The sequence below is a fragment of the Serratia marcescens genome (assembly GCF_001902635.1).
GTDB classification, from domain to species: Bacteria; Pseudomonadota; Gammaproteobacteria; order Enterobacterales; family Enterobacteriaceae; genus Serratia; species Serratia marcescens_F.
Genome location: NZ_MJAO01000004.1, coordinates 214,474 through 231,620, shown reverse-complemented (window position 1 = coordinate 231,620; position 17,147 = coordinate 214,474). Strand labels below are relative to the sequence as shown.

At 60.9% G+C, this 17,147-nt stretch carries 20 protein-coding genes; 9 read left to right on the top strand and 11 right to left on the bottom strand.

Going from position 1 to position 17,147, the window contains the following annotated elements:
- The first annotated feature begins 119 nt into the window (after positions 1-119).
- Positions 120-587 (top strand): N-acetylneuraminate anomerase, encoded by a 468-nt coding sequence (gene nanQ / locus BHU62_RS05680; protein ID WP_073529603.1) that lies wholly within the window; start codon positions 120-122, stop codon positions 585-587.
- On the opposite strand, the gene BHU62_RS05675 is transcribed toward nanQ, so the two are convergent.
- On the bottom strand, positions 569-793 hold the full coding sequence (locus BHU62_RS05675; RefSeq protein ID WP_236720645.1) for a hypothetical protein: 225 nt from the start codon (positions 791-793) through the stop codon (positions 569-571). The genes nanQ and BHU62_RS05675 overlap by 19 nt on opposite strands.
- Positions 794-1,215: 422 nt before the next feature.
- Between BHU62_RS05675 and dps the strand changes: the two genes are divergently transcribed.
- The 5 genes from dps (at position 1,216) to glnQ (ending at position 4,690) form a co-directional block, all read left to right on the top strand.
- Positions 1,216-1,719, top strand: coding sequence for a DNA starvation/stationary phase protection protein Dps (dps, locus tag BHU62_RS05670; RefSeq protein ID WP_073529602.1), 504 nt, complete (start codon positions 1,216-1,218; stop codon positions 1,717-1,719).
- Positions 1,720-1,859: 140 nt separating this feature from the next.
- On the top strand, positions 1,860-2,126 hold the full coding sequence (locus BHU62_RS05665; RefSeq protein WP_073529601.1) for a DksA/TraR family C4-type zinc finger protein: 267 nt from the start codon (positions 1,860-1,862) through the stop codon (positions 2,124-2,126).
- 338 nt (positions 2,127-2,464) lie between these two features.
- Positions 2,465-3,208: a glutamine ABC transporter substrate-binding protein GlnH gene (gene glnH / locus BHU62_RS05655; RefSeq protein WP_038880498.1), complete on the top strand. Its 744-nt coding sequence runs from the start codon at positions 2,465-2,467 to the stop codon at positions 3,206-3,208.
- 103 nt (positions 3,209-3,311) lie between these two features.
- On the top strand, positions 3,312-3,971 hold the full coding sequence (glnP, locus tag BHU62_RS05650; protein ID WP_019454487.1) for a glutamine ABC transporter permease GlnP: 660 nt from the start codon (positions 3,312-3,314) through the stop codon (positions 3,969-3,971).
- Positions 3,968-4,690 (top strand): glutamine ABC transporter ATP-binding protein GlnQ, encoded by a 723-nt coding sequence (gene glnQ / locus BHU62_RS05645; RefSeq protein WP_004939230.1) that lies wholly within the window; start codon positions 3,968-3,970, stop codon positions 4,688-4,690. Before glnP ends, glnQ begins: the two co-directional genes overlap by 4 nt.
- A gap of 83 nt (positions 4,691-4,773) precedes the next feature.
- Here the strand turns inward: glnQ and BHU62_RS05640 are convergent, their stop codons facing one another.
- From BHU62_RS05640 to rlmF, 5 genes are all read right to left on the bottom strand, one after another.
- Positions 4,774-5,784, bottom strand: coding sequence for an alpha/beta hydrolase family protein (locus BHU62_RS05640; RefSeq protein WP_073529599.1), 1,011 nt, complete (start codon positions 5,782-5,784; stop codon positions 4,774-4,776).
- Positions 5,772-6,425, bottom strand: a complete 654-nt coding sequence (locus BHU62_RS05635; protein WP_236720640.1) for a GNAT family N-acetyltransferase — start codon at positions 6,423-6,425, stop codon at positions 5,772-5,774. Before BHU62_RS05635 ends, BHU62_RS05640 begins: the two co-directional genes overlap by 13 nt.
- Before the next feature lie 3 nt (positions 6,426-6,428).
- Positions 6,429-6,998 (bottom strand): TetR/AcrR family transcriptional regulator, encoded by a 570-nt coding sequence (locus BHU62_RS05630; RefSeq protein WP_073529598.1) that lies wholly within the window; start codon positions 6,996-6,998, stop codon positions 6,429-6,431.
- 185 nt (positions 6,999-7,183) lie between these two features.
- A complete protein-coding gene (locus tag BHU62_RS05625) occupies positions 7,184-8,488 on the bottom strand; it encodes a methyl-accepting chemotaxis protein (protein WP_073529597.1) in 1,305 nt (434 codons plus the stop codon).
- Positions 8,489-8,792: 304 nt separating this feature from the next.
- On the bottom strand, positions 8,793-9,758 hold the full coding sequence (rlmF, locus tag BHU62_RS05620) for a 23S rRNA (adenine(1618)-N(6))-methyltransferase RlmF (protein WP_171971295.1): 966 nt from the start codon (positions 9,756-9,758) through the stop codon (positions 8,793-8,795).
- A 118-nt stretch (positions 9,759-9,876) separates the two neighbouring features.
- Here rlmF and BHU62_RS05615 point away from each other — a divergent pair, with 118 nt between their 5' ends.
- Together BHU62_RS05615 and bhsA are read left to right on the top strand one after the other, a co-directional pair.
- Positions 9,877-10,506, top strand: coding sequence for a flavin reductase family protein (locus BHU62_RS05615; protein WP_073529596.1), 630 nt, complete (start codon positions 9,877-9,879; stop codon positions 10,504-10,506).
- A gap of 164 nt (positions 10,507-10,670) precedes the next feature.
- A complete protein-coding gene (gene bhsA / locus BHU62_RS05610; protein ID WP_015377148.1) occupies positions 10,671-10,931 on the top strand; it encodes a multiple stress resistance protein BhsA in 261 nt (86 codons plus the stop codon).
- A gap of 59 nt (positions 10,932-10,990) precedes the next feature.
- Here the strand turns inward: bhsA and BHU62_RS05605 are convergent, their stop codons facing one another.
- The 3 genes from BHU62_RS05605 to BHU62_RS05595 are packed head-to-tail and all read right to left on the bottom strand — an operon-like array spanning position 10,991 to position 14,521.
- Positions 10,991-12,847 carry a M3 family metallopeptidase gene (locus BHU62_RS05605; RefSeq protein ID WP_073529595.1) on the bottom strand — a complete coding sequence of 619 codons (1,857 nt, stop codon included), beginning with the start codon at positions 12,845-12,847 and terminating at the stop codon, positions 10,991-10,993.
- Positions 12,848-12,893: 46 nt separating this feature from the next.
- Entirely contained in the window at positions 12,894-13,853 is a 960-nt protein-coding gene (gene ybiB / locus BHU62_RS05600) for a DNA-binding protein YbiB (protein WP_073529594.1), read from the bottom strand.
- A gap of 38 nt (positions 13,854-13,891) precedes the next feature.
- Positions 13,892-14,521: an FMN-binding negative transcriptional regulator gene (locus BHU62_RS05595; protein ID WP_073529593.1), complete on the bottom strand. Its 630-nt coding sequence runs from the start codon at positions 14,519-14,521 to the stop codon at positions 13,892-13,894.
- A 210-nt stretch (positions 14,522-14,731) separates the two neighbouring features.
- Here BHU62_RS05595 and BHU62_RS05590 point away from each other — a divergent pair, with 210 nt between their 5' ends.
- On the top strand, positions 14,732-14,977 hold the full coding sequence (locus tag BHU62_RS05590; protein WP_236720639.1) for a hypothetical protein: 246 nt from the start codon (positions 14,732-14,734) through the stop codon (positions 14,975-14,977).
- Here the strand turns inward: BHU62_RS05590 and BHU62_RS05585 are convergent.
- Both BHU62_RS05585 and BHU62_RS05580 read right to left on the bottom strand, forming a co-directional pair.
- The gene (locus BHU62_RS05585; RefSeq protein ID WP_025302070.1) at positions 14,974-15,603 is read right to left on the bottom strand and encodes a LysE family translocator; all 630 of its coding nucleotides are present in this window, start codon (positions 15,601-15,603) and stop codon (positions 14,974-14,976) included. The two genes, BHU62_RS05590 and BHU62_RS05585, sit on opposite strands and share 4 nt — an antisense overlap.
- A gap of 79 nt (positions 15,604-15,682) precedes the next feature.
- Positions 15,683-17,134 (bottom strand): bifunctional 2-methylcitrate dehydratase/aconitate hydratase, encoded by a 1,452-nt coding sequence (locus BHU62_RS05580; protein WP_073529660.1) that lies wholly within the window; start codon positions 17,132-17,134, stop codon positions 15,683-15,685.
- Positions 17,135-17,147 lie beyond the last annotated feature (13 nt).

Here is a 17,147-nt window from a genome sequence, read left to right as displayed (position 1 = left end):
CTGTATACCGCAAAGCCGGAATGCAGGCGGGTTAACTGTTTTCCGCGTGACAAGTCGGCATACTTTCCTTCAGCCTGTACCGCAGGCTCTTTGGACTTTCGCTCACATGGAGAATAACAGTGATTCACAACAGCCTGTTCAACCCTCGCTTCGGCCGCGGACTCGCGCCGGCGCTGGTTTCAACCCTTACCGAATTGCGTCAATGCGACCTGCTCGAACTGGCGCCGGGACGGCACCCGATCGACGGCGACAATATCTTTATGGACGTGATGACGCTGACCACCACGCCGGCGGCGGAGAAGCGCGCCGAAATGCATCAGGAGTACATCGCGCTGCATCTGCTGATCAGCGGTGAGGAGCGCATCGAATACGGTCTGGCCGGCGACTGGCACCGCGAGCAACCGCATGCGGAAAACAGCGAGCTCCTGCTGCTGGATATCAAGCGCCACCCGCAAACGCTGCATATGACGCACGGCATGTTCGCAATCTTTTTCCAGATGGAGCCGCACAAAACCGGTTGCCTGTGGCAGCAGCCGCAGCAGATTAAGAAAGCGGTGGTCAGGATCCATCACCGACTGTTGCTGTGAGCCTGCGGCAGCGTCCGTAAAAAATCGGCGCCCTGGCGGGGTGAGCGCAAGCGCATGAAACGGCCCCCGGTATCGCCCATCTCCGCCAGGTATTTCCGTCGGTTTCTATGGTAGCTGCGGATCGTCCAGAGCACGAACGACCCGCGGCTGAAGAAAGCGCTTTCTCGATTGCCGGTACCCGGCCACAGCTCGTTTTTGCTGGCCATGCGTCGGCACGCACCAGGGTGCTTTTGCCGCTGGTGCCGACGACGTTAATTTCATCACTCGCAGACAAAAAGAGAAGGGGTAATTCCCCCTACTGTAGCGCATCAATTACCGCTATCAACATGAACGGACTTTAAATTAACATCACGGTAACAAACCAGGTATTTAACCTTACGCATTGCGTAAAAACAAAATACCGTCACAGGGATAAATCGTCCCGAAAGAAAATAATAACCACCCGATACAAATATAAAATAAGCATGAAAATCAAAAAATTAATTAAAATAATAAATTTAAATAAAATATCAGCATAAGGCCTGACCTATTAATGAAATAGCCCGTTACGCACGGTAAAAGAGAGTATCCCTGCTATAATTACCCCCGTAACGAAATAGGACAACGACTCATCAAGAGGATATTTGATATGAGTACCGCTAAACTGGTGAAAACGAAATCTTCTGATCTGCTGTATACCCGTAACGATCTGGACGAAAAAATCAAACTGGCCGCCATCAAGGCGCTGAACCGTCAGGTCGTGCAATTCATCGATCTCTCGTTGATCACTAAACAGGCGCACTGGAACATGCGTGGCGCGAACTTCATCGCGGTCCATGAAATGCTGGACGGCTTCCGCACTGCCATCATCGAACACCAGGACACCTTCGCCGAGCGCGTGGTGCAACTGGGCGGCGTGGCGCTGGGTACGGTACAAGCGGTCAACGATCAGACGCCGCTGAAAAGCTACCCGACGCATATCCACAGCGTGCAAGAGCACCTGCAAGCGCTGGCCGATCGCTACGGCGCGGTAGCGAATGACATTCGAAAAGCCATTACCGAAGTGGAAGACGAAGACACCGCCGACATGTTCACCGCCGCTTCGCGCGATCTGGACAAGTTCCTGTGGTTCATCGAATCCAATATCGAATAACGCGAAAGCGTTGCAGACCGCCCGTCGTTCCGGGCAGAACAGGCTGGGCTTTGCCCGGTCTGTTTTCTTTTGCGCGACCGTTGCATTGTACAAAAAACGGACCATATTAAGCGTTAAGGCAACCTTGCAAGGAGGTCATGATGGCGAGCGGCTGGGCGGCGGACGGCGCCGTGCAAGATCAAATCGATTCCACCGTCGACGATGCGGTGCAGCGCGCGCGTGAAGCGCTCGGGCACGGCGAGAGCGAACGTTATTGTCAGGAATGCGGGGAGGCGATCCCCGAGGCACGCCGCAAGGCGTTGAAAGGCGTGCGCTTTTGCCTCGCCTGCCAAGCCGAGCAAGATAAAAAACAGGCCGCGGCCAGCCTGTACAACCGGCGCGGCAGCAAAGACAGCCAGTTGCGCTAGCATTATCTGCTGCTCTTTTTCACCGCCCACGCCCCCGCTTGCACCGTCAGCGCGACATGAAAGTTAGAGTTAGTTATCAATATTGAAGCAAAAACGTTAAAGATCGGTTGTTTCACAGCCAAAATTTGGTTAATGATAGCCCCGTGCACCAAGATAATTCTTACGCACCATTTCGGTGCCTCAGTTTGGTGCACACCCATAACAATTCGCCTTGTCGGCACAACATCACGCAGTAACTCTTTGTTTTTATAGTAGTTGAAAACATGGCACGATTTTTTCATGGCACCAACTGCAATATAAAAAATGGGTAATCCGCAACCTGTACAGGAATTCCTCTCATGAAGTCGATTTTTAAAGTCTCCCTGGCCGCACTCTCTCTGGCCTTTGCCGTAAGTTCCCACGCAGCAGACAAACTGGTGGTCGCCACCGACACCGCTTTCGTTCCTTTCGAGTTCAAGCAAGGCGACAAATACGTCGGTTTCGATATCGATCTGTGGGCCGCCGTCGCCAAAGAGCTGAAGCTGGACTACACCCTGAAGCCGATGGACTTCGGCGGCATCATTCCGGCGCTGCAGACCAAAAACGTCGACCTGGCACTGGCCGGCATCACCATCACCGATGAACGCAAGAAAGCTATCGACTTCTCCGACGGCTACTACAAAAGCGGCCTGCTGGTGATGGTCAACGCCGACAACAACAGCGTGAAAAGCATCGACGATCTGAACGGTAAAGTGGTGGCGGTGAAGAGCGGCACCGGCTCGGTGGACTACGCCAAGCAGCACATCAAAACCAAGGATCTGCGTCAGTTCCCTAACATCGACAACGCCTACATGGAGCTGGGCACCAAGCGCGCCGATGCGGTGCTGCACGACACGCCAAACATCCTATACTTCATTAAGACGGCCGGCGCCGGCAAGTTCAAAACCGTAGGCGATTCGCTGGAAGCACAGCAGTATGGCATCGCCTTCCCTAAAGGCAGCGACGAGCTGCGCGAGAAGGTGAACGGCGCGCTGAAAACCCTGCGCGCGAACGGCACCTATAACGAGATCTACAAGAAATGGTTCGGCACCGAACCTAAGTAAGCTGTGAATTTGGCAAGCTATTAACTTAAGCACAGGGGGTCGCTTAACCCCCTGCGCTTTGTTGTATCTGATACCCACGTTTGGGATCACCGGGAGAAATATCATGCAGTTCGACTGGAGCGCCATCTGGCCCGCCATTCCTATCTTGTTAGAAGGCGCCAAAATGACCCTGTGGATTTCGGTCCTCGGTCTGATTGGCGGCCTGATCATCGGCCTCGTCGCCGGCTTTGCCCGTACCTACGGCGGTTGGATCGCCAACCATATCGCGCTGGTGTTCATCGAAGTGATCCGTGGCACGCCGATCGTGGTGCAGGTGATGTTCATTTACTTCGCCCTGCCGATGGCATTCAGCGACTTGCGCATCGATCCGTTCACCGCGGCGGTGGTGACCATCATGATCAACTCCGGCGCCTACATCGCGGAAATCACCCGCGGCGCGGTGCTGTCTATCCATAACGGCTTCCGCGAAGCCGGCCTGGCGCTCGGCCTGTCGCGCCGCGAAACCATTCGCTACGTCATCATGCCGCTGGCGCTGCGCCGCATGCTGCCGCCGCTGGGTAACCAGTGGATCATCAGCATCAAAGACACCTCGCTGTTCATCGTGATCGGCGTGGCGGAACTGACCCGTCAGGGGCAGGAAATTATTGCCGGTAACTTCCGCGCGCTGGAAATCTGGAGCGCCGTGGCGGTTATCTATCTGATTATTACCCTGGTGCTGAGCTTCGTGCTGCGTCGTCTGGAAAGAAGGATGAAAATCCTGTGATTGAATTTAAAAACGTCTCCAAGCATTTTGGCCAAACCCAGGTGCTGCACAACATCGATTTGAAGATCGACAAAGGTGAAGTGGTGGTGATCATCGGGCCGTCCGGCTCCGGCAAGTCCACCCTGCTGCGCTGCATCAACAAGCTGGAAGAGGTCACCAGCGGCGATCTGATCGTCGATGGCCTGAAAGCCAACGATCCGAAAGTGGACGATCGCTTGATCCGCCAGGAAGCCGGCATGGTGTTCCAGCAGTTCTACCTGTTCCCGCACCTGACGGCGCTGGAAAACGTCGCCTTCGGCCCGATCCGCGTGCGCGGCGCGAAGAAGTCCGATGCGGAAAAGCTGGCGCGCGAGCTGCTGGCCAAGGTCGGTCTGGCGGAGCGTGCCCATCACTATCCGTCCGAGCTGTCGGGCGGCCAGCAGCAGCGTGTGGCGATCGCGCGCGCGCTGGCGGTGAAGCCGAAAATGATGCTGTTTGACGAGCCGACCTCCGCGCTCGATCCGGAGCTGCGCCACGAAGTGCTGAAGGTGATGCAGGATCTGGCCGAGGAAGGCATGACGATGGTCATCGTCACCCACGAAGTCGGCTTTGCCGAAAAAGTGGCGTCGCGCCTGATCTTTATCGACAAGGGCCGGATTGCCGAAGACGGCAACCCGCACGATCTGATCAACCACCCGCCAAGCCCGCGCCTGCAGGAGTTCCTGCAGCACGTGTCCTGATCCCGACCGCTTAACGGCGGGTGCGCCGCGCGCCCGCCGCTTTCATGCTTTGCCTCCGATCGTCATTCTCACCCTCACCATGTTCAGCGCCCCTGGCCGCAGGGCTGAGCGGCCAGAAAATCCGCGATGTCTCGCCGGTAGGCGTCATATTGCACCGAGCGCGGCGCAAACAGGCCAACCACGTTGATCAGCCACGGATGGCGGGCGAACAGCGGTTTAACCATCATGTGATCGGCCGCTTCGATGCGCGTGACCGTCAACAGCGAAGCCGGAATCATCCGCCGATAAACGCGCTCGGTTTCATCCGCGTCCACATTGACGTCGCGCCCGCCCAGTATCAGGTGTATCGGCGTTTTGAAATAGCGCAATCCCGCCGTCGCGTCGCTGGCCATGTTGGCGCGAATAAAGCGCCAGCGGTCGGCGCTCAACGATGCGGCGCCACCATACTCACGGCGGTATTGTGCGTAACCGTCCGGTTGTTCGAGCAGCGTCTGGATCTGCCGCCAGTGCGCCTCGCGCGCCTGGATCAGCGCTTCATCGTCCCCCGCCGCCGCCATCGCCGCCCGGGTGTTGTAACGCCCCTGCCGCAGCCAGTTGATCGCCGGCGCCAACGCCAGCGTAAAGGCGATGTCGGGGCGCAAACGCGCCACCTCCGGCATCACCCACCCCGCCTGGCTGGTGCCCCACAGCCCCACGCAGCGTGCATCAAAGCGCCCGTCCCGCCTGGCCCAATCGATGATATCGGCGGTTTCCCGCGCGCGGTCGGCCATGGTCTGATGCAGCCAGTTGCCGCCGGAACCGCCAACGCCCGGCTTATCGAAGGATAAAACCGCGTAGCCCTGTTGCGCCATCGCCTCCCAAATGCCGTAGTAGCCTTCATCGCGGCTGGCGTTGGCCGGCCCATCGCCGTGCACGAATACCACGACGCCGGGCTTGACCGGCGCATGCTTCGGCAGCACCAGCGTACCGGTCAGCCGATTGCCGCCCGCGGTCACCGCGATCGGTTCGGCGTCAAAGCGAAAATCGTTGGCGTAAATCACCCAGCCGAGCGCCAGCGGCAACAGCACGCCAATGCATAGCCCTATTTTACGCACGCCGCCTCCCCGCTGCGTCTTTCCATCAACACCCAGTCGGCCTGGCCGAACAGCAGCCCCAACGAGGCGTAATGTTCTTCGCACCGCACCTGAAAACCGCAGCGCTGATACAGGCGCTGCGCGTCGACGTTGCGCCGGCTGACGTGCAGGCTCAGGCGCCGGCCCGCGCCCGGCCCGGCGGCGTAGTCGTCCATCCACTGCAACAGCCAGTTCCCCACCCCCTTGCCGCGCTGGCTCTCAGCGACTGCCAGGTAAGAGAGATACAGCTCATCGGCCGCCGGGGCGTGGTGCAACACCGCAATTTGCAGATACATGCGCCAAAAGTTCAGCCAGCCGTAGCGCCGACACAGTCGCCAGATCGGCAATTCGCGCGGGCGCAGCCCGGCGTTTCCTTCACCGTCGGCGGCGTTGAGGGCAAAGGCCGCCACCACCTGTTCATCCCGTTTCACGACGAAGCTGCGCTCCCTGCCGCCGCTCTGTTTCCAGCTCCATAGCTGATAAAACAGACGCCACTGCTGCCGGGGGCTCAGGCGGCGCGCGCGTTGAAACTTGTCGCAGAAGGCGGCGTAGATCAACGCCGCCGTTTGCAGACGGTAAGATTCGCGGTAAAGCTCTACGTGCAGCATATCGACCTCGCTCATTGCTCATTGATGCCGGTAGAGCAGTTGCTCCAGCAGCTGAACCGGCGTGGTATCCTCCGGCGAGCGCGACGCAAAGATCGCCTGCCGCCAGGCCTGACTTTCGATAACGTCCAGCATCAGCTGCGCGAGCTGCAATGGCGCTATCGCTGCCGCGATCTCACCGGTTTGCTGCGCGTCGGCGATCACCGCCGCCAGCGCTTCGAGCAACTGCCGCTGGTTGGCGCTGAACTGTGCGGCCAACGCCGGATTACGCGCCACCTCCGCCACGATCTCCGCCGACAGCTGCACATTGGCCGGTTCGGCGACAAAGGCATGATAGGCGCTAAAAAAGGCCGACAGCGCCTGTTTCGGCCGCCCTCCTGCGGCACGCAACCCGGCGGCGAACTCGGCGAAGACGCCGTTTTCCAGCAGTGCGATCTCGCCGATCAGCGCCTCCTTGCCGGCAAAGTGGTTGTAGAGGTTGCCGACGCTGACGCCCGCCGCCTGGGCGATGTCCCGCATGCTGGTCTGATGAAACCCCTTATGGGTAAAGCTGTGCAGCGCGGCGTCGACAATCTTTTCTCGGTTTCCCATCGGCAACTCCTGAAGCGGTGAAGGCGGCGCCTGGCGCCGTCAAACAATCGATAGCGATTAATGAACGAACGTTCGTTCATATTTAAGGATAGCATAGGCCGTCGAGATTGAACCGCAGCTCAACGGCGCGCAAGTCGGCGATAAGACCAAAACGCCGGCCCCTGCGGAACCGGCGCCACAGAAACTCAGTGCAGCGCGTCGCCCTGCTTCACCGAAGTAAACGCCTGCATCAGCTTCACCACGTCGTGCATGCCGACATTGACCTGGTTGATGACTTCACCGGCATCGTGGGTCAGCGCCACGCCACCGCCGGCCTGTTCAACGCAGGTCGACATCCCGGCGATCGCCGCCGCCACGCCTTGCTGAATGGATTTGGTCATGCGCTCGATCTCGGTCGCCGCCTTGCGCGACTGTTCCGCCAGCGTGCGCACCTCATTGGCCACCACCGCGAAGCCGCGCCCGTGTTCACCGGCGTGTGCGGCCTCGATGGAAGCGTTAATCGCCAGCAAGTTGGTTTGGGAGGCGATTTTGCGAATGGCTTCGACGATGGTGCCGATCTGCTGGGAGCACTTGCCCAGTTCGGTGATCACTTCCGAGGTTTCGCGTGCCGCCGCTTCGACCTGCTGCATGCCCTTCACCGCCTGTTGCACGATGACGGCGCCCTGCGCGGCCTGCCGATCGGTATCAAGCGACAGATGATGGGCGTTGCGCACCATCTCTTCTTCGTGCTGCTGTTGTTGCATCAGGCGGGTAATGTCCTGGGCTATCTTCACGACCTTCACCACTTGGCCTTCGTTGTCGAGGATCGGGTTGTAGCTGGCTTCCAGCCATACCCGCTCGCCGCGCTGGTTGATGCGCTCAAAACGCCCGGTGATAAACTCACCGCGCGCCAGGCGCTGCCAGTGCCGGCGATAGTCGTCGGAAGCGGCGAACGCCGGCGAACACAGCACCGCATGCGATTGCCCGCACGCCTCTTCCAGCCGATAGCCCATCAGCGCCAGCATGTTATCGTTGGCGCTGAGAATGGTGCCCTGCGGCGTGAAGGCGATCATCGCCATCGAACGATTCAGCGCCGCCAGCAAACTGCGATGCTCCTGCGCCTGCGTCACTCGCTCGGTCACTTCACTGGCGATCTTGACGATCTCCACCACCTTGCCCTGTTTGTTCAGCACCGGCGCGTAAGTGCCCTGCAACCACACCGCCTCACCGTTTTTCGCGATGCGTTTTATATTGTCCGTGATGGGCTGACCATTATTCAGCGTTTCCCAATGTTTGCGATACAGCGGGCTGGCGACATAGTTCGGATCGCAGAAAATACGGTGATGCTGGCCAATCACTTCATCACGCTGAAATCCCAGCGTGCTGAGAAAAAGATCGTTGGCGCGCAATACCGCGCCGTCGGGTGAGAAAACGATCATCGGAACAGCATGTTCTATCGCGCTCAGTTCGGCGCCTTTGTGGGGAGTTAACTGACTGAATCGTAACAGCATAAGGTGTAGTCCTTGTGGCAGATGATGGCGCAATCTGGCGCTTTTCTTATTTTTCCTGACCACACGCCGCGCCCACACGCGGGCGTGCCATAGCGGAAGGAGCGGGCAGCGCCGATCCTTCTGGTTATTGATATCAACCGGATGAATTTTATTTATTCAGTAAAGTAATTATTCGAATTTAAATAAACCTACAGCCTAAGATTTTTATTATTAAAACCGTATTGAGAATAACGTAAGTGATGAAAATTGAAAGGTAAAATGCGGATTTTTGTCGGCGCCGGTGAGATAACCGGCGCCGGAAGGATTAACGCCAGCGCTCAGCCGCCCAAGCGGCCTGTTGTTCTGCGTCATGGAAAGTCCAGGCGACGAAGCGGCTGATCTTCTGCCCCTGCGCCATCTCGATGGTGCGCACCTCGGCCGCGCCCGCCACTTTCAACGCATGATAGATGGCCGGCAGCGTGGTGTTTTTTGAAATCAGCGAAGTGAACCACAGGCAGTGGGTCGCCTTGCCGACGCTTTCTTCCACCATCTTGCGCACGAAGGCCTCCTCGCCGCCTTCGCACCACAGTTCGTTGTTCTTGCCGCCGAAGTTTTGCACCGGCTTGTCGGCCACCTCCCCTTTGCCCAACTTATGCAGCTTGCGGCGGGTGCTGGCGCGCGCTTCCTGTTCGGAGGCATGGAACGGCGGGTTGCACAGGGTAGCGTCGAACTTCTCGGCCGCGCCGATGATGCCGGTAAAGATAGACGCCGGTTGCTTTTGCAGACGCAAACGCACGCTGTTGCGCAGCGTCGGGTTCATTTCGACGATCATTTTGGCAGCGTTGAGCGATACCGGATCGATTTCGGAGCCGGTGAAACGCCAACCGTATTCGCGCAGGCCGACGATCGGATAAATGCAGTTGGCGCCGACGCCGACGTCGAGGATCGCCACGCCCTTGCCGCGCGGGATCTCGCCGCCGTTGCTGGTCGCCAGCAGATCCGCCAGGTGGTGCAGATAGTCGGCGCGGCCGGGGATCGGCGGGCACAGGTAGTCAGCCGGAATATCCCAGTGTTCGATGCCGTAAAAGTGTTGCAGCAGCGCACGGTTGAGCATTTTCACCGCCGCCGGATCGGCGAAGTCCACCGAGACATCGCCCCAGGCATTCGGTTTCACGAACGGCGCCAGCGCCGGGCAGCTGGCGATCAGCGCCGGGAAGTCGTAGCGCGAACGATGACGGTTGCGCGGATGCAGGCCGCTTTTCTGCTGCGGGAAGGTTTTCTTTTTTTCCACCGTGACGGGCTCTCTTGAAGGTATTTCCGGCGCGTAAGATAACACATCCCGCCCGGAATGGCGCAGCGGCGGGAAACCCGGCACAATGAAAGCTTCATCGATCGCCACAGGGGCCCCCATGAGCCGTGAATCTCGCTACTATTATGAACCCGCTGCCGGCCACGGCCTGCCGCACGATCCGCTGAACGCCATCGTCGGCCCGCGCCCCATCGGCTGGATCTCTTCCCGCAGCGCCGCCGGCTCGCGCAATCTGGCACCCTACAGCTTTTTCAACTGCTTCAACTACCGCCCGCCGATCATCGGGTTCGCCAGCACCGGCTGGAAAGACAGCGTGGCGAATATCGTGGAAACCGGCGAGTTCGTCTGGAACCTGGCGACGCGCCCGCTGGCGGAAGCGATGAACAACAGTTCCATCAACCTGCCGCGCGGTGAGGACGAATTCGCCTTCGCCGGCGTCACCCCGCTGCCGGGGCGCCGGGTCAAAGCCGAGCGCGTGGCGGAAAGCCCGGTGAACTTCGAATGCCGGCTGACCCAGTGCATTCAGCTGCAAACCGCCGCCGGGGAATCGGTGGAAACCTGGCTGGTATTGGGCGAAGTGGTGGCGGTGCACCTCGATCCGGCGCTGCTGGACGAACACGGCGTCTACCAGACCGCCGCTGCCGAACCTATCCTGCGCGCCGGCGGCCCGACCGCCTACTACGGCATTTCCGACCAGCACCGTTTCGATCTGGCGCGCCCGACGCGCTGATGGTTTCCCCCGTTCATGCAGGATGTGAATGGGGAAATATGATCAAAAAATCTGAATAAAACCGTCAACACTCTCCGATTTCATCACGCCTGTCACTGCGCAATAATCTTCCCATCGAAAGGAAAACCCTTTATCCCTAATCCGCTTTGACAGGAATAACGAACATGAAAACCATCAAAACTTTTGCTGCCGCTATCGCCCTGGCCACCGTTTCTTTCACTACTTTCGCCGCTGAACACGTCAGCGCGCAGGATGCCGCCCAGTTCGAAAAAGCCGGCGTGATCGTCGCCAGCGGCGCGACCGACCTGAGCAGCCTGAAATCTCAGCTGGCCGCCAAAGCCGATGCGGCAGGCGCCAAGGCTTTCACCATCACCTCCACCAGCGGCAACAACCTGATGCACGCGACCGCGGTTATCTACAAATAATCGCTGCCCCAGACGTCAAAAAGCCCGCCGGGTCATCCCGGCGGGCTTTTTTATGCGCCTTAAACCAAACGCGCGTCTATCGCGGCGGCGAAGTCGCGGCACATGCGTTCGTCGCCATCGGCGTTGTCCGCCAATACCGTGTCACCGTCCACCACCCGGATATGCGCCTCCAGACTGAAATCCGCCGGCGGCTGCGGGCGCGTAGCGGCGGCGGCCATCGTCTGCTGCGCCTCGTGCCACGCCTGCGCCACCGTCTGATTACAGGCCTGCGCCAGATAGTCCGGGTTGAACCCTTCGCCGGTCAGGCTGCGCAGCGTGTCGTCATGGCTGACGCTGTTGCCCGGCAGCCAATAGTGCCGCGCCAGATCCGGGCCGATAGCCGGGTTGTCCGTCAGGTAACCGTCACGCTGCAGGAAGAACTGGCGGGTTTGCTCCACCGCCATCATCGCCAGCAGATAGCCCTGATAGGAACAGGCGGACTCCAGCGACAGCAGATGCGGGATCGCCAGCGTCGGGCGCGGGCTGCCGCTGATGCCGAGGATTTTCTGTTCGACCTCGCGCGCCAGCGCGGTGATGGCTTCCGGCGTGCGCTGCGCGTCATCCCACTGATACAGCGCCCACTCGAAATACGGCACCAGCAGGATATGGCGTTCATTGAACGCACGCATCGGCTGGCGCGCCGCGATGCCGGCTTCGATCAGCGCATCGGGCACCGCTTCGCCGGCGGCGTTTTTCGCATAGCGTTTCAGCCAGTCGGCGTCGTCCAGCAGGCTGTCACAGAACATCGACTGGGTTTCGGCATAGGCCATCGAAGTCGGCGGGAACTCCTGCGAGAAGCACGGCGCATTCTGGCGAATGTTGGCGAAATGCGCCGCATGGCCGCCCTCATGGAACAGGGTATTGAGCCCATAAGCGCCGCTGCCCACCTGCCCCGGCTGCGCCAGGCTGGTGAAGTTGATGCGCGCCGGCACCCATTCCCCCTGGCGTACAAACGGCGGCACCGGGCCGTGCATAAAGCCGTTCTCATACTTGCCGCTACGCACCAGCAGATCGAGATTCATCTCCGCGCCGCCAAAACCGATGTGCAGGCGTTTGAAGCTGTCGACCCAACGTTCCAGCGAACGCGAAAACGGGAAGTAAGGATCCAGTTGGCGGGTGACGTCGCCGGCGCTGGCAAAGCGCACGTTCCACGGCTCCAGCGCCTGGCTGCCCTTCTCGGCCGCCAGTTGTTGCAGGCTGCGCGCGTTAGCCTCGCGGGTTTCCCGCTCGAAGCGATCCAGAATGGCGAACAGCTGCTCCGGCGACATGCGCTCGGTCTTGTTCACCTTGTAGTCGAAATAGTTGCGATAGCCCATCTGGCGCGCAAAGCGGTTGCGCAGGCCAATCAGCTCCGGCAGGCCGTTATGCAGCAGCCATTGCTCCAGATCGCGCAGCGCCTGCTGCGAGCTGCGGCGGTAGTCTTCATTCGGGTTGGTCGCCTGGTTGGTCAACAGCTCGCCGAGCGAGGCCGCCACCCGCTGGCCCTCAGCATTCAGGTGCGTAACCTGGTAGCCCTTGCGGCGCGAGTAGAGATCGGATTCGGCATGGATGATCTGATCCAACAGCGCCTGCGCCTGCGGATCTTCAATGGCGTTGCAGTCGAAGAAACGCAGCCAACCTTGCAGGCCGTGGATCAGCGCATCCCGCTGCGCCTCCTGCGGCAGCGCTTCCAATCCGGCCAGCAGATTGCGGATCTCCGCCAGCCGGCGCGGCTCGGCGATAAAGCGTTTATAGGCGCTTTCCGCAGCGGAAAAGCGCGCCGAGACATCTTCACCGTCGGTGCCCATGTAGTTTTGCCAGAACAGCTCTTCTTTGGCGCGGTGTACGTCGAGATAATCCTGGTTCAATTGATTGAAGTAATCGAGAGCCTGTTGCATAACCGTCCTTCTCAGCCGATGAGGAAATATCCCAGTATAGTCTCGCTTAGGCCTGATGCAGGTGTTTCAGCCCCTGCTCCAGCGTTTCGCTCTCGCCGGCAGCCACCAGACAACAGGCGACCTGCCGTTGGATAGCCTGCGGGATCGCCACCTCGCCCGCCAGACAGCGCTCAGTCCAGCGCGCGGTGGTTTCCGCGTCTTTCGCCGCCGGTAACGCCGGCGTTTCATCCTGCAAGGTGCGCTCCAGCAGCACGCGCTGTTCGCCGCCGACGATATGGTGAATCTGCGGGCAGCGCAGCGGGTTGGCGTAGGCTTCGCCTTCCGTGCCGTGCATCAGCAACCCGCGGGCGCCGATCTGGCGGAAAAACGACGCCACCCGGCCGACATACTCCGGGTGTGAGACGCTGGCGAGGCGCAGCGCATCCTGTTCGCCGAACGGCGTCGCCAGCTTGGCCAGCGTATGGGCGCTGTTGCGCACTCCCATGCGCCAACGCAGCCCGAGCTGCCGCGCCAGTGGCGCCGACAGCGCGGAAACCGGCATAAACACCGCCTCGCCGTTATCGAGACGCTGTTGGGCGTGAGCGGCCTGTTCCGACCACGGCAGCCCCAGGGCGCGGAAAATCTCGGCGCTGGTCACGCGGGTGCTGTCGTCCAATACGCCATGCACCACCACCGGCAGGCCCACTTTCGCCAGCAACAGCGCCAGCAGCGGCGTCAGGTTGGCCTGCTTGCGCGCGCCGTTGTAGCTCGGCAGCACCACCGGCAACGGCCGCCCCTGCGGTGCCTGCAGCGGCAAGACCTGCTGCTGCATCGCCTGGTAGAAGCCCAGCATCTCCTCTTCGGCTTCTCCCTTGATGCGCAGCGCGATCAGAATGCCGCCCAGCTCCAGCTCGGGGACATCCCCGGCCAGCATCGCCTGATACAGCTGAAAAGCGGTCTGCCGGTCCAGGTCGCGCGCATGGTTTTTGCCGCGGCCTATTTCTTTGATAATTTTGGTGTAATCCATCCGAAGGTTCCCCTTGCTCACTCTTCGGTTAGCATACCCTATCCGCGCCGCCGCTCAACCTCCGCCGCCAGCCGCCGCTGCGCTTCATCGCCATCGCGCAGCCCGGCGATCACCCCGCCGGCATCGTCGGCGCTGCGGTTTTGGCTCATCTTCCATTTGCCTTCGCGCCGGGTGACGGCGATCTCGATGCCGACGATGCCTTTAAGCTGCGCGGCGATGTAATTGGCCGGCGCATCATCGAGCCGCCAGGGCGCCGGGCGGCGCCCTTCCTGTTGCGCCGTCAGATCGATCAGCTGGCGGCGCAGCCAGGCCGGGTCGTCCATCACCGTCGGCACGCCATACAGCTGCACCACGCTGTAATTCCAGGTCGGCACCACCTTGCCGCTCTGGCGCTTGCTCGGGTACCAGCCGGGCGACACATAGCCTTCCACGCCCTGAAAAATCACCAGGCATTCCGCCGCGTGCTGCAGCCGCCGCCAGTGCTCGTTGGCGCGCGACAGGTGCGCCCGCAGCCGGATCTGCCCCTGTTCGACATCGGCCAAAAACGGCAGCGGATCGGCCGTCAATCCCTGCTCGCCGTGGCTGACCAATAGCCCCAGCGGATGGGCGCGTACCAGCGCCAGTTGGGCATCCAGATCGTCTTCGCGAAATGCGGCGGGTTGAAACATCAGTGTGGCTCCTTATCGTTCTCTCATGATGACGACAGTAAAACACCCGCCGGCGGCCTACTTAAGATCCGCTTTCTGACTATTTTGAGTGATCCGGTTTAACAAGATCAGGGCAACGCCCATCGCCAACAGATTACAGAGCATCGCGCCGGCAAAGGCCTGGGCATAGCGCTCCGCCGCGACTATGCCCGCGCGCCGGAGGATGAGGTGATGCGCCAACGGGTACAGGCGCTGGAGCGGGTGTCGCCACCGTTCCGCCAACTCTGGCGGCAGCATGATATTCACGGGCGTTGCCAGGGGCGACGCAGCTTCGTCATCCCGGAAATCGGCGCGGTCACCTTTGACCACGCCTCTTTCATCGTTGACGAAGAGAATCACCTGCGGCTGGTGATGTACAGCGCGCTGCCGGGCGAACCGGCCAGCGCGGCGTTTGAAGCGCTGCTGCGCGAGGATTAACGGCGGCTGTCGAAAATGAGTTTGCAGGCCAGCCCGGCGAACACCCCGCTCAGCAGGTAGTTCGGCCAGCGGGCGCTGAAGCGGCGGCCGGCGAAGCGGCTTTTCATGCCGCTGACCGCCAGGATCACCCCGCCGTTGATCAGCAGGCCCACCAGATTCAGCACCGTCGCCAACGCCAGCATCTGCACCACCACCGAGCCGGCGCGCGGATCGATAAACTGCGGGAACAGCGCCAGCACGAACAGCGCCATTTTCGGGTTGAGAATGTTGGTGAACAGCCCCTGGCGGAAAATACGCGCCGTCGGCACCGCCTGCAACCCGGCGGAAGCCTGCAAACTGCTGCCGGATCGCAGCGTTTTCCACGCCAGATAGAGCAGGTAGGCGGCGCCCAGCATTCTCACCGCGTCGTAAGCCAACGGCACCGCGACGAACAGTTGCGACAGCCCCAGCGCCGCCGCCAACGCGTGGCAATACGTGCCAAGCTGAATGCCCGCCAGCGAAGCAAAACCGGCGCGCCGCCCCTGGCTGACGCTGCGCGAAGCGATCAACAGCATATCCGGGCCGGGGGTTAGCGCCAGCGCCACGCAGGCACCGGAAAACAACAACAGCGTTGCGGCATCAATCATGAATCACCTGATAAGAAGATGGACGGGAATGGAACGTCCATCATAGCGACGCCGACGTGGCTTGTCAGCGCCGCTCGCATCAGATCACCCACAGATCGAGGTACTCGTTAACCGGCATCTGCGCCAGCCGCTGCCGGTCCAGCGATACCTCGAGAATGCGCTGCTGCTGCAGAGCCGGGAACTGGCGCGCCAGGTTGGTTTTGAACTTCTCGATCAGCAGCGGGATGCCCTCTTCGCGCCGCCGCGCATGGCCGATAGGGTACTCCACCGCCACCTCATCCAGGCGGCTGCCGTCGGCGAACTCCACCGTCAGCGCATTGGCGATCGAGCGTTTTTCCGGATCGTGATAATCGCGGGTGAAGGCGGGATCTTCATGGCAGTGGATCTTGCCGCGCAACGCGTCGATGCGCGGATCCTCGGCCACCCGATCCTCGTAGTCCGCCGCCGTCAGCCGGCCGAACAGCAGCGGGATCGCCACCATGTACTGAATGCAGTGATCGCGATCCGCCGGGTTATCCAGCGGCCCCTGTTTGTCGATAATGCGCAGACAGGCCTCGTGGGTGCGGATGCTCACCCTGGCGATGTCGCCGGCGGTTTTGCCGGCGGCCTGCATCTGGCGGTGCAGCGTCATGGCCGCCTCCACCGCAGTCTGGGCATGGAACTCCGCCGGGAACGAAATTTTAAACAGCACGTTCTCCATCACATACGCGCCGTACGGCCGCTGGAAGCGGAAGGGTTTGCCGTTGAAAGAGACGTCGTAGAATCCCCAGGTCGGCGCCGTCAGCGCCGAGGGGTAGCCCATCTCGCCGGTGGCGGCCATCAACGCCAGCCGCACCGCGCGGGCGGTCGCATCCCCCGCCGCCCAGGATTTGCGGGTGCCGGCGTTCGGCGCGTGGCGATAGGTGCGCAGCGACTGCCCGTCCACCCACGCCAGCGACACCGCGTTGAGGATCTCCGCCCGGCTCAGGCCGAGCATCTGCGCCACCACCGCGGTGGACGCCACCTTCACCAACAGCACATGATCCAGCCCCACCCGGTTGAAGGCGTTTTCCAACGCCAGGCAGCCCTGGATCTCATGCGCCTTGATCATGGCGATCAACACCTGCCGCATGGTCAGCGGCGCTTTGCCCGCCGCCACCGCCTGGCGCGATAGCCAATCGGCCACCGCCAGGATCCCGCCCAGGTTGTCCGACGGGTGCCCCCACTCCGCCGCCAGCCAGGTGTCGTTGAAGTCGAGCCAGCGGATCATGGCGCCGATATTGAACGCCGCCTGCACCGGATCCAACTGGAAGCGGGTGCCCGGCACCCGGCTGCCGTTCAGTACCTCGGCGCCCGGCACCACCGGCCCCATCAGTTTCTTGCAGGCCGGATAGCTCAGCGCCTCCAGCCCGCAGCCGAGGGTATCGAGCAGGCAATAATGGGCGGTGCGGTACGCCGCCGGGGTATCGACGGCCTCTTTCATCACATAATCGACGATATCGACCATTTCGCGATCGAACGGCGGACGGCGGGTATTGGCAGACTCAAGCATCATGATTCCCGAA